Origin of the sequence: Prevotellamassilia timonensis (genome assembly GCF_900106785.1) — a bacterium.
GTDB classification, from domain to species: domain Bacteria; phylum Bacteroidota; class Bacteroidia; order Bacteroidales; family Bacteroidaceae; genus Alloprevotella; species Alloprevotella timonensis.
On sequence record NZ_LT629845.1, the window covers coordinates 106,727 to 124,041 of the forward strand.

At 48.8% G+C, this 17,315-nt stretch carries 12 protein-coding genes; 3 read left to right on the forward strand and 9 right to left on the reverse strand.

The genetic code is table 11. From position 1 onward, the window contains the following. Positions 1-134 precede the first annotated feature (134 nt). From BQ5453_RS09160 to BQ5453_RS09185, 5 genes are all read right to left on the reverse strand, one after another. Positions 135-2,615 (reverse strand): glycoside hydrolase family 95 protein, encoded by a 2,481-nt coding sequence (locus tag BQ5453_RS09160; RefSeq protein WP_083361191.1) that lies wholly within the window; start codon positions 2,613-2,615, stop codon positions 135-137. Between the two features lie 366 nt (positions 2,616-2,981). After that, entirely contained in the window at positions 2,982-4,121 is a 1,140-nt protein-coding gene (locus tag BQ5453_RS09165) for a metallophosphoesterase (protein ID WP_074027661.1), read from the reverse strand. 240 nt (positions 4,122-4,361) lie between these two features. Beyond that, complete coding sequence (locus BQ5453_RS09170) at positions 4,362-5,399, reverse strand: CNNM domain-containing protein (protein ID WP_071122991.1); 1,038 nt, start codon at positions 5,397-5,399, stop codon at positions 4,362-4,364. A 390-nt stretch (positions 5,400-5,789) separates the two neighbouring features. After that, positions 5,790-6,953, reverse strand: a complete 1,164-nt coding sequence (purT, locus tag BQ5453_RS09175; protein ID WP_071122992.1) for a formate-dependent phosphoribosylglycinamide formyltransferase — start codon at positions 6,951-6,953, stop codon at positions 5,790-5,792. A 619-nt stretch (positions 6,954-7,572) separates the two neighbouring features. Beyond that, the gene (locus BQ5453_RS09185) at positions 7,573-8,160 is read right to left on the reverse strand and encodes an RNA polymerase sigma factor (RefSeq protein WP_071122994.1); all 588 of its coding nucleotides are present in this window, start codon (positions 8,158-8,160) and stop codon (positions 7,573-7,575) included. 288 nt (positions 8,161-8,448) lie between these two features. Between BQ5453_RS09185 and BQ5453_RS09190 the strand changes: the two genes are divergently transcribed. After that, positions 8,449-9,378, forward strand: a complete 930-nt coding sequence (locus tag BQ5453_RS09190) for a tRNA modification radical SAM protein MnmL/YtqA (RefSeq protein ID WP_071122995.1) — start codon at positions 8,449-8,451, stop codon at positions 9,376-9,378. Positions 9,379-9,481: 103 nt separating this feature from the next. After that, positions 9,482-11,575: a GH25 family lysozyme gene (locus BQ5453_RS09195; protein WP_071122996.1), complete on the forward strand. Its 2,094-nt coding sequence runs from the start codon at positions 9,482-9,484 to the stop codon at positions 11,573-11,575. Between the two features lie 780 nt (positions 11,576-12,355). Here BQ5453_RS09195 and BQ5453_RS14480 read toward each other — a convergent pair. The 4 genes from BQ5453_RS14480 to BQ5453_RS09215 form a co-directional block, all read right to left on the reverse strand. Next, a complete protein-coding gene (locus BQ5453_RS14480; RefSeq protein ID WP_071122997.1) occupies positions 12,356-13,636 on the reverse strand; it encodes a hypothetical protein in 1,281 nt (426 codons plus the stop codon). Positions 13,637-13,680: 44 nt separating this feature from the next. After that, a complete protein-coding gene (locus BQ5453_RS09205) occupies positions 13,681-15,318 on the reverse strand; it encodes a hypothetical protein (protein WP_071122998.1) in 1,638 nt (545 codons plus the stop codon). A 14-nt stretch (positions 15,319-15,332) separates the two neighbouring features. Then, the gene (locus BQ5453_RS09210; RefSeq protein ID WP_143033359.1) at positions 15,333-15,590 is read right to left on the reverse strand and encodes a hypothetical protein; all 258 of its coding nucleotides are present in this window, start codon (positions 15,588-15,590) and stop codon (positions 15,333-15,335) included. Positions 15,591-15,754: 164 nt separating this feature from the next. Beyond that, on the reverse strand, positions 15,755-16,270 hold the full coding sequence (locus BQ5453_RS09215) for a helix-turn-helix domain-containing protein (RefSeq protein WP_235860070.1): 516 nt from the start codon (positions 16,268-16,270) through the stop codon (positions 15,755-15,757). Between the two features lie 50 nt (positions 16,271-16,320). Between BQ5453_RS09215 and BQ5453_RS09220 the strand changes: the two genes are divergently transcribed. Beyond that, positions 16,321-17,301 carry an IS982 family transposase gene (locus BQ5453_RS09220; RefSeq protein WP_071121765.1) on the forward strand — a complete coding sequence of 327 codons (981 nt, stop codon included), beginning with the start codon at positions 16,321-16,323 and terminating at the stop codon, positions 17,299-17,301. Positions 17,302-17,315: the final 14 nt, after the last annotated feature.

Sequence of the window (17,315 nt, forward strand, 5' to 3'; positions counted from 1 at the left end):
ACAGCGATTTACCTTTAAGTTGGTGTTCGGGCTATGTGACCGAGAACGAAAGGAACAGATGCGCCTCGATAACGTGTTTTCAATGTGAAAATAACACCTACTGATTGTATAAAATAATTCTGAATACCTACTTATTAGTTAGGGCTGTCTGCACCCCCAAAGGCTGAGTGAGGCAGGGTGATGCTGTATGTGTGGCCAGCCATGGTGTTGAAACTGAGGCGGTTACCCTCGTGACTGTTAGGGGTGACCTTTTCGCCAGTCGTTTCGTTAACAATGGTGGCTTGCGACAGGTGGGGGTAAGCCAACGTGACGGGCATGCCCTTGACAGACAGAATGCGGAGTGTTGACAGTTGGCCAGCGCACCACGCCATGCCGATTTCGAAATTGCCAATAGCCTTCAGTCCGTCAATCTGGCCATTGGCCCATGCCGGGGGCAGGGCGGGGAGCAGAACTAATGAGTCGGGACGGCTCTGCAGCAGCATTTCAGCAATGCCAGCCGTGGCACCATAGTTACCCTCGATTTGGAACACGCTCGTGGCGTGTGCATCGAGCAAATTGTCGTAAAGACCGCCTTGCCAATCGTAATTGGTGTTGGTGGTGTGGTGGGCAAAACCTCGCAGCGTTTGGTAGGCATGTGCGTTGTTGCGTGCCCTTGCCCATAGCGAAATGCGCCATGCGCGTGCCCAGCCTGTGGCATCGTCGCCTCGGTTGGCGAGCGATTTAATGGCAGCAGCAAATATCAGGCTGTCCTTCCCGGGGTCAATGTTAAAGCCCGGGTAGAGGGCCATGAGGTGTGAGGTGTGGCGGTGGCCCTGCCACACGTTATGTTCGTCGTCGGCAAAGAAGTCGGTGTTGGCACTGAGGTTGGGCGTGTTGTCTTGATATTTCCATTCGCGCAGCAATCCGTTTTGGTCTATACGCAACCCCTTATCAAGTTTGTTGAGTTTGCTTTTGAGTAAATCCACATACGCATTGTCACAGCCCGATGCTTCGTGACCAAGAACTTCGATGGCCTTAAGCGTTTGTTCAAAGAGTTGTGTGACAAGCTGTTGTGAGTGTGCTGTGGCATTTTGCACGTAGCCTTGTTCGGGCGAATATTCGTTGGGACACTCGAGCGTGCCGTCGCCATTTTGTGCTTCGACCAGGCGCTTGACCCAAAAGTCGCAGGCCGCCTTCATTACAGGCATGGCCTTCAGGCGCAGGAATGTGGTGTCGCAGGTGTAGGCAAAGTGTTGCCACAGGTGTGAGCAGTACCAGGCATTGACCACCGAATACTTGCCAATCTTGTAATTGCTTGAACCGCCAAATATGTTTCCGGCCGTGTTGACCACCCAACCGGCCTCCACACCCAGTTGGCGTGCGTTTTGCTGCCATTGTCCGCCATGGCGCAGGGCTTCGTTGCAGATGAAGTTGAGAAATGGCATGTGGCACTCGCTCAGGTTGGTAGGTTCTGATGGCCAATAGTTCATTTGCACATTGATGTTGGAGTGTATGTCGGAAGCCCAAACGGCGTCGCCCCCGCGGTAGCCGTCTTTGTTCCACAGCCCTTGCAAGTTGGACGGCACATCAATACCCCGTGAGGCCGCGATGGTAAGGTAGCGTCCATACTGAAAGATGAGTTGGTCGATCATGTTGTTGGCCCCGTTGGTGTTTGCTGTGAGCAGCAGGTTGGTGGGTTGCGTGTGTTCGGCCCCTTGCAGTGTAAAGTTTACGCGGTTGAAGAGTTGTGCATGGTCCTTGATGTGGCGGCTCATCACGCGTTCGAAGCCCTTGTTGCTTGCCGCCTGCACAGTGCTGTTGATGTTGGCCATAATTTGAGGCATGTTGCCCGCGAGGTGGTTGGCTTTGGTGGGGTCGAAATTGGTGGTGCATGCAAGGAATATCACAACCTCTTTTGCCCGGTCTATTTCAATACCCTCGCTTGTGGCTGTGACGCGTCCCGCCTTGTGGCAGACGCGCATGGTGGCAGCATAGGCCATGCCGTTGGTCAGTGTGCCGCTGAAGGTGGCTCCCTTGGTGGTGTAGGTGGCACGCAGCCCCTGTGCATTGATTAGATTGATGCTTAACGACAGATTGCGGGCGTGTTTTGCTTTGTAACGAATGGCTATGACCTTGTCGGGATTGCTGCACAAATATTCGCGTGTGTAACATTCGCCGTCAGCATCGTACTGCACATCGGCCACGGCTGTGCGCAGGTTAAGGCAGCGTCGGTAGCTCGTGGCGCTCTTTGCGTTGAGGTTTGTAATATAAATGTCGCCGAAGGGCAGGTACGACCCAAGGTCGGTGGGTTTGGAGGTGCCTTTCCACAGTGTTTTGTGGTTGAATTGTATGCGGTCTTGTGCCACTCCGCCTAATATCATGGCTCCCATGTCGCCGTTGCCAATGGGCAATGCCTCGCGCACCCAGTTGGTGGCGGGGGCGGTGTACCAAAGCGACAGAGGCTCTGACGGGGGCAGGGGATTGTCGTTTTGTATGGCTACTTCGTGTGGCGTTGCAGGGGCATCTTGGTAGGCCGATGTTGTGTTGGGTTGGTTATTGGAGGTCGCTTGTGGCGTTTGCCCCATTGCTGCATAGGTAAATAGAAGGCCTAATAGGGTGAATAGTATTTTTTTCATAGGTAGGGGGGAGTGGGTTATAAGGGTATTGGAATTGAGGGTTAATGGGGGAGCATATAACTACCCGTTGATGGTATTTTTGGTTAACTTGTCAACTAATTATTGCTGTATGGTAAAGCGTAAACATGCGAGCGGGCTCAGGCACCAAACTCAGACACTAAACTCAAGCACTAATGGGGGCGACGCGTCTCGCGTCGGGATAGTGAAGGGGAATATGCAAGCTCTACTAAATAATAGCTATATATTTTCTCGACGCGGGACGCGTCGCCCCCATTAGTGCTTGCGTTTAGTGCTTGCGTTTTTTGTGGCGCGTTTCAAGTAACTTGAAATATCCCGGAAACGTCTCGTCTTTGACGCCAATTTTGATTACATAAGTGTGATTAGTTCGATTTTAGGCCAGGCACCAAGTCGGTATGGTACTCCGCCGCCGATGCCGGTTGAGACAAAGAGCTGCTGATGGCCTTTGGTGTAAAGTCCTCCCCATTCGGACATGAACCATGCGGCGGGCGAGAAACTGCCTACTTGCATTTGCAGGGCATGTGTGTGGCCCGACAGGGTGAGGGCAATGTTGGGGTACTTTAGCACACCATGGCGCCAATGCCATGGGTCGTGACTTAACAGCAGGGTGCAGGCATGCGAGGGAATGTCCTTCATGGCCTTGTCGAGGCGGCCACGTGTGGGAAATGGCGGTTTGCCCACATTTTCGACCCCTGCCACGTAGAGTGTGTCGTCGCCGCGCACAATGTGACGGTTTTCGTTGAGCAGCACTTGCCAGCCCATGATGCGTTGTGAGCGTATGATGCGCCGGATTTCGGTTTCCCTCTCCTGAGGTGAGAGTCCGGGGTGGTACATGCAGTAGTCGTGGTTGCCCAACACCGACATGACGCCATCGGGCGCATGCAGTTTGCCAAGTATCTTAATGTACGGCAGTGTTTCGCTCGAGGCCGTGTTGACCATGTCGCCGGTGAACACGATGAGGTCGGGGTTGAGTTGGTTGATGCTGTCAACCATGCTTTGCATGAGCGATGTGTCGCCCGAATAGGTGCCGAGGTGTATGTCGGATATTTGTACAATGCGGTAGCCCTTGAAAGCTGCAGGTAGTCCGGCTATGTGTAATGTAGTGTTTTCGACTTGCAATTTGCGCCAGCCCCATGCTGTGCCATACACTTGCAGGGCGGCCATGCCTACTGCCAGTGCTGTGGCCACTTTGTGTACGTTGGGCAGCATGTTGGGGTGGTGCCAGCAGATGCCTCGACCTATGATGTCGGCCAACACAAATACGAGTTTGGGCACTGCTACGCATATAAGCAGAATGAAGGCCAGTTGCATGAGTGTGGCTGCACGTACTTGGCATATTAGCAGCAACATGCAGCCCAAGGCCATTAGCGAGGGTAATGCTAAGAGCAATGTGCGCAATATGCCGGTTTGTGTGCGTGTGAAGTTCCACCAAATATACAGGTCTGGCAGAATGAGCAGTAGTAGTAACAGAATGAAAAATCGAAACAATGTGAAATAGCTTTTATGGGGTGGAGGGAGGAATGGGTTAGGGGGTTAGTTGGTTAGAGGGTTAATGGGGTTAATGGGGGTTAACATAATAAATAGTATAAGCATATCTACTTGTTAACCCGTCAACTTGTTAACCTGTTAACCAAAAATTCTGCCAGTGAGTTGTACTTGTATATTTGCTTAAAAAAAGACAGGCAGTTGCCGTTAAGCAACTGCCATGTATAGAGATAGTGTGTGAATTTACTTTTTTTGCTGCTGTTGCTCTTGCCACTTTTCGCGGGCGAACTCTTGCATGTCGGTCACGGTGTCTTTTTCGTCAACAATCTCGGTGCCGAGCATGGTTTCGATAACGTCCTCCATGGTTACGATGCCGCGGAAACAGCCGTATTCATCGATGATGATGGAAATATGCTCTTTCTTAGCCAGCAGTTGCTCCCATATTTTGCCCACGTTCTCGTTTTCCTGGAAAGTGAGAACCGGACGTATGATGTCGGTAAGGCGCAGGTTGAATTTGTCTTCGGAGAGCTTTTCGAGTATGGTCTGACGCAGTACATAACCCTTGATGTAGTCGTCGTTCTCCTCGTTGTAGACGGGAATGCGTGAGAACTGGCGGAAAGCATCGTTCTGGTAGAACTCGCGCAAAGTCATGCTCTCTTCGGCTATTTCGGCCACCGAACTTGGGGTCATGATGTCGCGAGCTTTCACATCGTCGAGTTTCAACAGATTTTGAATCATTCTGTTTTCTTTCTTTTCGAGCACGCCCTCTTCGGCACCCACGGTTACCATGGCCGACACCTCCTCGCGGCTGACAGAAGTTTGTTGCTTCTTGCCCGAGAAAATGTGTGTAATCAATTCAGACATCAGCACCAAAGGATAGGTGACGATTACCAATACGTGGATAATGCGTGCGCATGGTATGGCCATTTTGCGCCAGTATGATGCACCGATGGTTTTGGGTATGATTTCGGAAAAAACGAGAATGAGCAATGTCAGTATGGCCGAGGTTATGGCAAAGAATTGGCTGCCGAAAATGGCCTCGCTCTGTGCGCCGACACCAGCAGCACCCACGGTGTGCGAAATGGTGTTGAGCGACAATATGGCCGCGATGGGCTTGTCGATGTCCTGCTTGTATTTTTTGAGTAGGGGAGCGCCCTTGCGTCCTTCTTTTTCGAGCATGGACACAAATGACATTGGTGCCGAAAGCAGCACCGCTTCAAGAATAGAACATAAAAATGAGATGCTTAAAGCACCAAAGAGATAGAGGAGTAATAGCCCCATGGAATGTGGAATTAGTTAGACATGTGCCCTGTCCCACATACTTTTTTTGATGTGTGCGGATGCCTGTGTCGGTTTGGTAATGGCAGGCTTTCGCAGGGAGCGGTTGGTGGCTTGGTTAACTTTTGTGTGGCCTTTGCCGCATTTTTTCGATATTTGACCACAAAGGTACAAAATTTATGCGCATTTGTTTGCGATGTGGGGCTTAATTTATTGTTAAACAAGTGTTTTAACGCATATAAAGGGCAATGCAAGAGGCTTGTTGCGTGTACAAACGCATACGGGCTGAATTGAATAGGCAGCCTTTGGGGGTGATGCCGTATTCAATTCAGCCCGTATGTGTAAGGTGTGGCAGGTGTATGGTGTGTTAGTAGCCTGCGTTGTGCCAGTGTGTTATTTGACAGTTACGTAGCTTGCCAGGCGCTTGGCTTTGTCGCGCAGTGTGTCGAGGTCGGCGTCAAGCGGTCCGTTGCAAACTACTACGCCCATGCGGCGGCCCACACGTGTGGTGGGTTTGCCAAAGATGCGCACGTCAGCGTCCTCCTCACAAGTGCGCTCAAGTCCTTCGTATTCGGGGGTGTTCTGGCTTTCGATGGGTGAGAGAATGACGGCGCTTGCGCCAATGCGCATTTGTTTGATGCAAGGAATCGGCAATCCGAGCACTGCGCGCAGATGGAGCTCGAACTCGGTAAAGTTTTGTGTGCCGGCCAAAGTGACCATGCCCGTGTCGTGCGGACGAGGTGAAAGTTCGGAGAAGTATACGCCGTCTTTGTGGCTCAGGAAGAACTCTACGCCCCAAATGCCGGCGCCTGTCAATGCGCGTGTAACCTTATCGGCCATGCGTTCGGCTTCGGCCAGGTGTTCGGGGGCTATGTGTGCGGGTTGGAAACTCTCGCGGTAGTCGCCGCCTTTTTGCACGTGGCCTATTGGCGGGCAGAACAGTGTCGGGCCATTCTTTTGGGTGACGGTGAGCAACGTAATCTCGCTGTCGAAGTGTATGAACTCTTCGATGATGACCTCATGAATGTCGCCGCGGCTGCCTCCCATGGCATATTCCCATGCGTGCTTGAGGTCGTCGGCAGTCTTAACGAGCGACTGGCCTTTGCCAGATGATGACATCAACGGCTTTACCACACAGGGGAAACCGATAATTTTGGCGTGCTCAACCAACTCGTCGTATGATTTGGCGTAGAAGTATTTGGCCGTTTTCAAGCCGAGTTCCTTGGCAGCGAGGTCGCGAATGGCCTTGCGGTTCATGGTGATATTGACGGCACGGGCCGAAGGTACTACTTGTATGCCCTCCTTTTCAAAATCGTAGAGGCGCTCGGTGCGTATTGCTTCAATTTCGGGTACGATGAGGTCGGGGTGGTGCTTTTCAACTGCACGCTCAAGCGCCTCGCCGTCGAGCATTGAGAAAACCTCAAATTCGTCGGCCACCTGCATGGCTGGTGCTCCTGCATAGGCATCGCAGGCAATGACATGCTGTCCTAAGCGTTGGGCGGCAATAGTAAATTCTTTACCCAGTTCTCCCGAACCAAGAAGCAATATCTTTTTCATTGTGTAAGGAAATAAATTAAGTGTTAGCTATAATGGCGGACAAGCCCGCTGCGGGTTTGCCTGCTCAACCTTATGGCAAAGGTACTGCTTTCTGTGCAAAGTGGCAATGTTGTGTGTTGAAAATAAAACAGTAACTCAAAAAAATGTTATTAACACGTTGATGGCATGTACGGTTGACGGGTTGACAAGTTGACGAGTTAACGGGTAATTTGGCCAAGTTTCTTAGCTTAACATGGCAAGTAGTGTATAGCAAACTTGCCAGCAAGCTTGTCAACTTGTTAACCCTTTAACCCCCAAAATTCGTCAACGGGTTCATTAACACTTTGTTTGTCGGCGGCATATTGACGCCATGCTGCGTGCCGTTTGCTCATTGTCGGGGGCAGGGGAGTAAAGCCTTGCAAATGCTGTTATGTAGAGCAGGCTTTCGGGTTTCGGACTTTTAGCTTGTGGTGTAAAATGTGGCATAGGCGCTAATGGAGTTAAGTATATGCAGGCGGGCAAGTTGGTGTTCAACTGTGTCAATTCATATCGACGATTTATGAACACCAGTTTGTCGCTCATATCCTATTAACGCACAATGTGCCATTATATTATGATGGTGTGGTAAAAAAACTGTGTGTTAGTACAGGTTGATATGGTATTGCTTGGCCATTTTGCGCATATTAAGTATGGCATAGCGCATGCGGCCCAACGCGGTGTTGATGCCCAATCCGGTAAGGTCGACAATCTCCTTGAAAGTCAGTCCCTTGTAATAGCGCATGTACACCATTTCGCGTTGCTCAGCCGGCAGGTGCTCCATAAGTCGGCGCACGTCGGCCAGCACTTGCTCGTTGGCCAACTGGCTCTCGCGTGTGGGTTCGACATAGCCTTGCAGCGTTTGCCAGCCGTTTTCTTTTCCGTCGTTGTACACCAAGGTCAAGTTGCTCTCCTCGCGGAACTGGTCTATCAGCAAGTTATGCGCAATGCGTGTGAGCCATGCGTAGAATTTTCCGCTGCTTTGATAGCGCCCTTGACGTATGGTCATGATGGCCTTGACAAACGTTTCTTGAAACAAATCGTCTGCCATGTCGTCATTCTTAACCAAATATGAAATATAGGAATAGAGCCTATCTTTATATCGTAACAAAAGCTCGTCAAAAGCATTGTTTTGACCAGCACAAAATAGCTTGACCAATTCGTCGTCGGCCATTAGCGTGTAGTTTGTCATTACTTGTAACTTTTATTGTTTCAGAGTAATGTTTTTTCGATAGGCAATTACGTATTTAGAAGTTTGTATGATGCAAATGTATGATTATTTTTTCAGAAAAGTGCGTTCCGGACAAAATATTTTGCAGTGAGTGCCGTTTGCACGTGCAAATAGATCTTCAAAATCCGTTGGCGGTATTCTTGGCAGACTTGTCAATTTGTTTACTAACTTTGCCAACCCGTTCTTTAATCAAGACTTCGGGGATATGCACTGCATCGATTCATATCATCTAATATTGAACACCTGCTTATGAATTTATACACGACCTATTCAGACTTTTTGAAAAAGCACTTCGATGGCAAGGTGCAGAAGTTGCCTGTTGATGTAGCCAACACTTGTCCGGTGCGCGATGGCACGATAGCCCGCGGCGGCTGCGACTTTTGCAATGCCCGCAGTTTTGTGCCCAAATGCTGCCAAAATGGGCGCGACGTGCTTGAACAGTTGGAACGTGGAAAGGCATTTTTCATGCGCAAGTACAGCGTGGGGTGTGATGTGAGCTATTTGGCATATTTCCAGTCGGGCACAAACACTTATGGCCCGTTGGCCCGTGGGCGTGAGTTGATAGAAGCCGCTTTGGAGACCGACGATGTGAAGGGGGTGGTGATAGCCACGCGGCCCGACTGCCTGACAGATGATTGGCTCGATTATTTGCAGCGGCTCTCGGCGCAGACATTCGTCATGGTGGAGCTGGGCATAGAATCGGTTGATGACCAGGTGCTCGAGCGCGTGCATCGCGGACACACGTTTGGCACATCGCGCAAAGCTGTGAACGCCTTGCAGCAACGGGGGTTGCCCGTGTGTGCGCACTTGATATTCGGACTGCCCGGCGAGCGTCATGATTATCATGTAAAAACGGCAGAGGCCGTAAATGCACTGCATGTAGATGTGGTAAAACTGCACCAGTTGCAGGTGCTCAAAGGTTCGCAGATGGCTCACGACTATCAAGCAGCCCCCACACAATTCCGTTTGTATGACATGCAAGGGTATGTATACCATGTGGCAGACTTTTTAGAACATCTTTCGCCTTTGGTTGCAGTAGAGCGTTTTGTGTCGCAATCGCCGGCCGGGCAGTTGATTGCGCCAAAGTGGGGCGTTAAAAATGATGTGGTGACGCAGCATATAATGGCCGAGTTGCGGCGCCGTGGTTCGTGGCAGGGAAAGTTTGAGCGAAAAGTGTAGAAAAACACCGCATTTGGCATGCAGCCCTATTCGTGTGTTTGTTAACTTTGCATAAGCTAAGTAATTTTTTAGAACATCTCTGTTCAAGGAAAAAACAAGCATCATGAAACGCTCTCACAAAATATCGCTCATAGCATTGCCTCTGATAGTTGTGGCGGTGGCTGTACTCATTATATTCATACCCACACGACAGACCGAACAGTTGCGTGCTGTTTGTCGTGTTAAGGCAGCAACCTGTTATGTGTTGCCATTGGTGGGCAGTGACACCCTTTACCTCTCGTTGCGCAATGATTCGTTGCAAGATGCTTCGACAGTTCGTGCCGCGGTGAGCGACACGGCCGACCAATCGGGCGCTTTTGTGTCGAATGGTGGCGACATCGTAACCTCTGATGCCATAGTAGGCGGCCAACCTTCGGTGTTGCCGGCCGCACAAGTGCGCCAACGTTTGCAGCAGCTCGATACGTTACTTGTTGCGCGGCTCGCCAAATTGCAGGGCGAGCAAAAAGAACTCGACTACTATGCGCGCACCCATTCGGTGGTAGACGATGGATATAACGACGTGATGGCCTATCGTGAAAAGGTGAGAAAACATGCCGAGATGGTAGACTCAGCTTTGAGGCTTGTGGGTAAGTACAAGCAAAGCAGCCGGTATGCTGCGCATCTTGATGCCAGTGTTGAGGTGACGAGCGCCTATGTGCCGACCAAGCTAAAAGCACATTTGCGGTGTCATAAAAACGGCCTCATGCTGTTGCAGCTCGACACACTTTGCTTGCCCGATGGTTGCAGCCGTTTTTCGGTATACCGTTTCGGGGTGCGCACGCTGCGCAGCCGTTTGTTTGCCTATAACGACATGGGCAGTCGCTCTCAAAACTTTTTGCCAGCAGTGACAGACAGTGACCGCGAGTTGTTTGCGGCAGCCGAGGGTGGTGTGTGGGTCAACCGTTCGGGCCATATAAGCGGGGTGCAGCGTGGCGCGGCCCGTGTGTCGTCAGTCAAATTGGCGCAGCTCATGGCCTATGTGCACTATTGGCCCGTGTGGTGGTGGAAAAATGCCACGGCGTGGGTGCGCTCCTTCCATTTGAGACACGACAAAGCAGTGCCCGTTGTGCCACGTACGGATTTAACTTGTGTGCGCAATATGCCAGTGGCCGATTCGTTGAAGTATGAGGGGCAGGTAGATTGTCGACGCAAAGTGGCCGGACATTGGGTGCGCCAGGGGTATGGTCGCATGGCCAATGCGTCGGGCACACTTGTGTATGAAGGCACATGGCACAATGATACGTTGAAAGCAGGCAAACGCATAGACCAACGCGGTGTGTATGAGGGCAATTTTGACGGCAAGGGTCGGGCCGATGGTAGTGGCAAACTATATGCTGCTGACGGAGAGTTTTATGATGGCGAATGGAAGGCCGACAAGCGCAGCGGGCATGGCTTTAGCTCGCGCAACCGTCACATTGTGCGTTGTGGCTCGTGGAAAAACGACCGTTTCCAGGGTGAACGCATGATTTATACAGCCGACCGTGTGTATGGCATTGATATCTCGCGCCATCAGCACGAGCAGGGACGTCGCCGGTATGGCATAGACTGGTCAAAGCTTCGCATATACAGCCTTGGTGGTGGGCGCAGGGTGCGGGGTGTGGTTGACTATCCCGTGTCATTTGCCTATATCAAGGCTACCGAGGGGCGCACCGTGTACAACAAGTATTATCCCAGCGACTTGCGACAGGCCCGCCGGCATGGCATACATGTGGGCTCGTACCACTTTTTCAGCACACGCAGCACGGGTGCGCAGCAGGCCGCTTATTTCTTGAAAATGGCCTGGGTGGCACAATCTGATCTGCCACCGGTGCTTGACCTTGAGCCAACTGATGCACAGATACGGCAGATGGGTGGTGATGGTGCCCTGTTCCGCCAGGTACTTAACTGGTTGCAAATAGTGGAGCGCCGTCATGGCAAACGCCCTATACTTTATGTGGGACAGCTGTTTGTTAACAACCACTTGAAACACGCTCCTGCCGCCTTGCGCAAGTACGATGTATGGATAGCCCGCTATGGCGAGTTCAAGCCCTACGTGCATTTGCTGCATTGGCAGCTCACCCCTTATGGACGGGTGCGTGGCATTCGTACCGAGGTAGACGTCAATGTGTTCAATGGTAGTAAGGAAGAGTTTGCCAAGTATGTGAAGGGCGAAATGTAAAGTCGATGTAAAACTGATTAACCCGTCAAGCCTGCAATTATGGCTTGGGTTAGAACGTAAAAGGGAACAACGCACTTCACGTTTGAAATAAGGCTTAAGTCCGCAATATTGCTGTCCGGTAAAAGTCTAAAGCACATTGTAATAATGCTTTTGCCCTTACAGGTAGTGTGTTCAAAGTTGGCATCAAAAGCGCGACTGTTTTTGTTGCATTATAAGTTGCTTGAAACGCGCTACAAAAAAACGCAAGCACTAATGGGGGCGACGCGTTTGGTGTTTGAGTCCGTTCGCATGTTTACTTTTCACCGAACAACCATAACAACGAATAGAATTCCCTAAAACAATCTCATTTTTGATGCCAATTTTGAACATCCAACCTTACAGGGCAAAAGCATTAAAGTCTGTCATGGACAACGTGATTGCTAACGTATTTCATGTATGCTTTTATGTCAATAATAGCTTCTGCAGACATGTGCAGCTAACTAAAGGGGCTTACTTCTTGAAGTAAAGAGCATGAAGTGCTATTTATAAAGGGTTTAAGACGGAAAAAATTGCGTTTCGGCGTTTTACCGGACGGCAATAATTCCGTAACATTTTTAGGTACGCGAGCAACAAAAAGTTGCTCGGAAATTTGCCATGTCGAAGAATTCACTTATCTCAGTGTTGCAAAAAGGAACAAGAGAAAAAGGTGAAGGAAATGCTGTAAAACGGGAGAAAAGTAAAGAACCTACCACGCTAACCCTCATTTTGCGAGTTAGCATAGTAGGTTCATGAAAGTCTGTATTACTTTAAGAAATCGTCGTTGCTTACCTTTACACCAAGTGGTCCATAGTCGCCAAGAGCTTTGTGAGCAAGCTGATTGTCGGGATCGGTCACATGGTCGATAGGTTCGCCCTTATTATCCTTGTAAGCTGTAGGTGTCATTCTTGCGATGGAGTGTTCCCAGTCCTTGTCGGGAAGAATGTTTCTGTACATGACAGCCACAACCTCTCCGATAGGATTGCCGTCTATGTTCTTTTTCTCACTGTCCCAAATGAAGAGATTGACATATTCTCCGTTGGCATTCATTTCGTTCACCTTGCTCTGTATGGCTGCAAGCTTAGGATTCTTTTTCAAGCAAATCACAAATGTCGCTTTCTTGCCATCGGCATAGCGGGCCTTCTTATCATATATAGACATATATGAGCGTGTGTCGCTTGCTGAGCCAATGCAAATAGACCAGTAACGTGTCACAGCGTCTTTGTATTCCTCCGGCTTAGTGGGCACTGGGGCCGGAATGAAGGAGAATGTGAGCACAGAGTCCTTGCGCAAGTGCGTTCTTCCATAAAGGTATGCCGTGAAACTGTTTGGATAGTACATGCTGACTGGAGCAAGGAAGAATGGCATCTCCTTGTTTTCGTCGGATTTCTGTGTAAACACCTTAGATGTCACCTTAGCGATATTTGATGCAACGTGTTCTGGCACAGAGGTCTCATGCAAATCCATGTCGAGTGCGGTGATGGCTGGTAGTTCCACTCCTGCGTATTCGTCTTTTTGGCTTCCATCAGCAGTAGTGCCCAGGTAATGTCTGAGAGCAATGGCTACTTTGTTCACACCTTTTGCTACTTTCACCACTCTCTCTGAACCAAGTTTGTCTATCACGCTTTGTGGTGTTCCATTTGGCACCACATAGATGGTGAAATAGTTCTTTCCCGAAGTGGTCTTGACGAAGGGGTTTGTGCTTCCTTTATCTGCTGGGATTTCTTGGTCGTTGATGCCTGAGAAAACGTCTCCTGTCTCATCATTGTATAGTGATACGCTGAAATATCTGCAATGAGGGAATTCTCCTTTCAGACATAGAATCTTGTCACTATTTTCGTCTGCCCGATAGGTGTATTCCCAATAATTGCAATACAAGTCTGGGTATGCCCCGAGCTCTTCACCGTCGCCTTTCAGGGTTGCGCTCCATTGCTCTTTAGGTAACGGTTTGGGAATCTTTATGCCGTCGTCATCGGAACAAGCGATGAATGTCATTGCCATGATGCAACTTAGCAATGAGGTCATGATAAATTGCTTGACTTTCATTCTTCTTGCTTTTTATGTTAATATACTTTTGTTCTCACACTGTTTTACTTGATCTGCACTCTGAACGGTCCAGACACCGAGTTGTAGAGTAAGTCACCATTGTCAAAGAACTGTATGATGGCATATGCTCCATTGGCTCGATTGTCCTTGCCCAGGATTGTGCGGTGGCGTGTGGCGCCGGTGTGCCAGTCGAGTCCGGTTACTTCCCAACCTGTGGCATCGTTCCAACCACTTACGAATACCATTTCTGACGATGTGCTTACAGCAGGAATCATACTTGGCGAACTGACGTCGGCACGTGTCCACTTAGTCTCCCACTTGTTCTCTTTCGTGTTCCAGCTCACGCATTCAGCACCTCTGGGAGTCTCTATGGTAGGACCGATGGCAAGCACGCCTATAATCTTGTCGCTTATATCTTCCTTTGTCTGGCTGATGTTGTTCACCACAAAGGCGTCGTATCCTGCGGCTACTACGGATTGTTCCGACTGTACCCATTCGGTAGAGGCTGGTAATCCGCATGTGATGTCGAACGTTCCTGCCAAACGCTTGTTGTTGGAATCTACAGGCTTGGCATCGGCAGGTATGGCATCACGCCAGAAAGCTACGAGTTTCATTCTCTTCGATCCGTCTGTTATCACCACGAGTTTGTCCTCGTCGTTGCCAAATCCCATCAGGGTAGGGGTTGATCCTGTGCCATATCCGAGTTTGATACATGGTGTTGCCGGACCTCCGTCATACTCGGCTTTCCATGCTCCATCGCTCTCGCTGTCAGAGAATTTTCCATTCTTGCATATCAGCTTTTGCATGAGTCCCTTGCCGTTGGCCTGCCTGTTGTTGCTTGCTACATATACCCCGCCGTTCTCGTCCACTGCTATTGAGTTCGTCAATATCTGGGTGCTCACCAGGTTGTAGGTATCTTCTACCTTAGTCAACTCACGGTTGAGTACAACGAGCGCATTCTGTGCCGCCACGATCAAGTGTCCATCGTATGTCATGGAAGCTCCCACCAGAGTGTAAGAGTTGTTGATATACGGAGTGAGCTTAATCTGACTGTCTAACTCTATGCCTTCCTTTGGATTATTGGGGTTCTTCAGCTTGTATCTTGCCATGATGTGTCCGGCATTGGTGTACACATAGTTGTCCTTGTCGCACAACACATAGTTACCATTGGCTATAGACGCTTGTGGGGTAGCACCTAATACTCCGGTTACGGCTGTTGCAAGTTCAGAGTAAGACGAGTAGTTGGAAGTCAAGATGTTGAGTTGTTCTTGAGTCTTCATTGGTATTCCAGGCAAACCAGCTTCTGCGAGTCTTTCAAAGTTGCCGTTGGATACGTCAATGATAGACACTCTGTCGCTGCTCATTCCCCACATGTATTTTGGGGAAGTGGACGCGAGCGTCATGAGGTTCACAGGACCGCTGCTTGTTGCCTTGCATTTCGTCAGGTCGGCATAGAACGTGCCGTCCTTCACTTTTGCTGTGAAAGCATCAGTCTGCGCCGAATTGAAATGGGTGATGCTGTATTCCTCTTGTGCCAGCCAAGGGTTTGCCTTTGGTTTGGATAGTTCTGCTAAAGGTTTGTTGGGATTTTTGTTTCCCCCGTTGATGTCATCGTCTGTGCAAGCAGTAAACATCGCAGCTCCTATTGCGAGGGTGAATAATGATAGATACGTCTTTTTCATAATTATTTGTTGTTTTAGAATGAATACCCGTTTTGTAACAACAATTCCGAACCTACCAAAAGAAGGAAGAACAACAGTATATAGATATAGAATTGTTCTTGCTTGATGAAATCAGTGAAACTGAATTTCTTTTTCCAATGGTTTCCTAGGTAGAGACGGTAGTCGTTTATCATCACAAGGATGAGCACTATGACAAATACAGTCACAATCACTACACCAATCATGATGAGATTGCCATCTGAAATTGAAATGGGTGGTTCTGTTCCTGTCATGTTCATTATCTGTCGATTTGAGTGCAAAAATAGTTCCTCCCTCTTTGAAGTGATGGTAGCTTTTCTATGGTGGTTGTAGCTTTTCCACAAAAAAAGTAGTAGCTTTCATAGGAAAGCTACTACTTTTTAGATGTTGTTTAATGAGAAATTACAAAAATATACATTTAGGCGGAGGCAAACTGTTTGCGCCATTGGCTGGGTGACATGCCCGTTTTTTGTTTGAATATGCGATAAATCCATGTGTGGGATGAGAAACCACACTCTGTGGAAATAGCGTCAATGCTATATTCGGGGTAGGCTTTCATCATGCGTACTGCCTCATTAAAACGAATGTCGCTAAGCCAGGTTCTAAAATTGGTGTATTCTGACTGATTGAAGTATTCTGTCAGTTCGTTTTTCTTGTATCCCAACTTAGTAGCTAACGAATAGATATTAACTTCATAGTCCTTGTATAATCCCTCTTCACACCATTTTTTGAGGGCTAATTCTATTTCTGTCTTTCTATTAGCTGTCAAGATATTTGTGTCAAGAGTGTTCTTGTCGTCTTTTGTGTCTTCTGTGTATTCTGCTTCCGTGTCTGTTGCTTCTGCATCATTATCCTCAGGAATGACTTCTTTGGGGGTGATGTAATAGCCCATAGCGATGAAAGTGTGGACGAAAAAGATTATAGAGAGTAGCATCAAGGGACCTATTATATACCCGTTGGCGGAATTAATTTAAGTTGATAAATATGAGTAAAAAGTTGCACATATCGCTGATTTTTAGTAACTTAGTGGTGTTCAAAACATTAAGTCCAAACCATCGTATGTACAACCTTTATACAAAATTCGTCAAAATACTCGAGATATGCAAGCAATTCTCTGAAAATCTCGTCAATGAATCGGGTAATGTTCCACGTCGTGGTCCTGTTCCCAAGTTTTCGGATTTGGAAGTGGTGGCGCTATCCTTGACGGCAGAGACCGAGAGCATTGATAGTGAGAAGTGGTTGTTCGACTATAAATTGCAAGAGTACAAGGACAACATTCCTAATCTCATATCAAGGAGACAGTTCAATGACCGCAGGAAGAAAACGGCAGGCCTGTGTGAGGAACTGCGCAAGCGGATTGCCATGGAAATGGATGGCGGAGAGGAACAATTCTTTGTTGACTCCAAGCCGATAGAGGTCTGTAGGGTTGCAAGAGGAAAACGTTGCAAGATGGGACGTACCGGCAATTTCTCGCAAGCTCCCGACTTCGGCTTCTGTGCTTCGCAGAACACGTATTATTTTGGTTATAAGTTACACGCTCTCTGTGGGTTAAGTGGAGTTATCCATTCCTATGATCTGTCAAAGGCAAGTGTGGCGGACCTCCATTATATGAAGGATGTAAAACATACTTATCACGACTGTAGCATCTATGGTGACAAAGGGTATATTGGAGCTGACGTACAGCTTGACTTGTTCGAAACCGCACACATAAGACTGGAGTGTCCGTATCGGCTCAACCAAAAGGATTGGAAACCGACATTCATTCCGTTTGCAAAGGCAAGAAAGAGGATTGAGACAATATTCTCACAACTTACAGACCAGTTCTTGGTCATCAGGAACTATGCGAAAATAACGAATGGTTTGTTTGCCAGGATCATTGGCAAAATTAGTGCACTTACCATTCTGCAATACGTAAACTTCATTAACGACAAGCCCATTGGCAGAATTAAGTATGCACTAAATTAATTCCGCCAACAGGT

What these genes read in the sequence shown, in the direction of transcription:
- BQ5453_RS09160 (WP_083361191.1), bottom strand. Translation starts at nt 2,615, where the DNA reads ATGAAAAAAATACTATTCACCCTATTAGGCCTTCTATTTACCTATGCA.
- BQ5453_RS09170 (WP_071122991.1), bottom strand. Translation starts at nt 5,399, where the DNA reads ATGGGGCTATTACTCCTCTATCTCTTTGGTGCTTTAAGCATCTCATTT.
- purT (WP_071122992.1), bottom strand. Translation starts at nt 6,953, where the DNA reads ATGAAAAAGATATTGCTTCTTGGTTCGGGAGAACTGGGTAAAGAATTT.
- BQ5453_RS09185 (WP_071122994.1), bottom strand. Translation starts at nt 8,160, where the DNA reads ATGACAAACTACACGCTAATGGCCGACGACGAATTGGTCAAGCTATTT.
- BQ5453_RS09190 (WP_071122995.1), top strand. Translation starts at nt 8,449, where the DNA reads ATGAATTTATACACGACCTATTCAGACTTTTTGAAAAAGCACTTCGAT.
- BQ5453_RS09195 (WP_071122996.1), top strand. Translation starts at nt 9,482, where the DNA reads ATGAAACGCTCTCACAAAATATCGCTCATAGCATTGCCTCTGATAGTT.
- BQ5453_RS14480 (WP_071122997.1), bottom strand. Translation starts at nt 13,636, where the DNA reads ATGAAAGTCAAGCAATTTATCATGACCTCATTGCTAAGTTGCATCATG.
- BQ5453_RS09205 (WP_071122998.1), bottom strand. Translation starts at nt 15,318, where the DNA reads ATGAAAAAGACGTATCTATCATTATTCACCCTCGCAATAGGAGCTGCG.
- BQ5453_RS09210 (WP_143033359.1), bottom strand. Translation starts at nt 15,590, where the DNA reads ATGACAGGAACAGAACCACCCATTTCAATTTCAGATGGCAATCTCATC.
- BQ5453_RS09215 (WP_235860070.1), bottom strand. Translation starts at nt 16,270, where the DNA reads ATGCTACTCTCTATAATCTTTTTCGTCCACACTTTCATCGCTATGGGC.
- BQ5453_RS09220 (WP_071121765.1), top strand. Translation starts at nt 16,321, where the DNA reads ATGAGTAAAAAGTTGCACATATCGCTGATTTTTAGTAACTTAGTGGTG.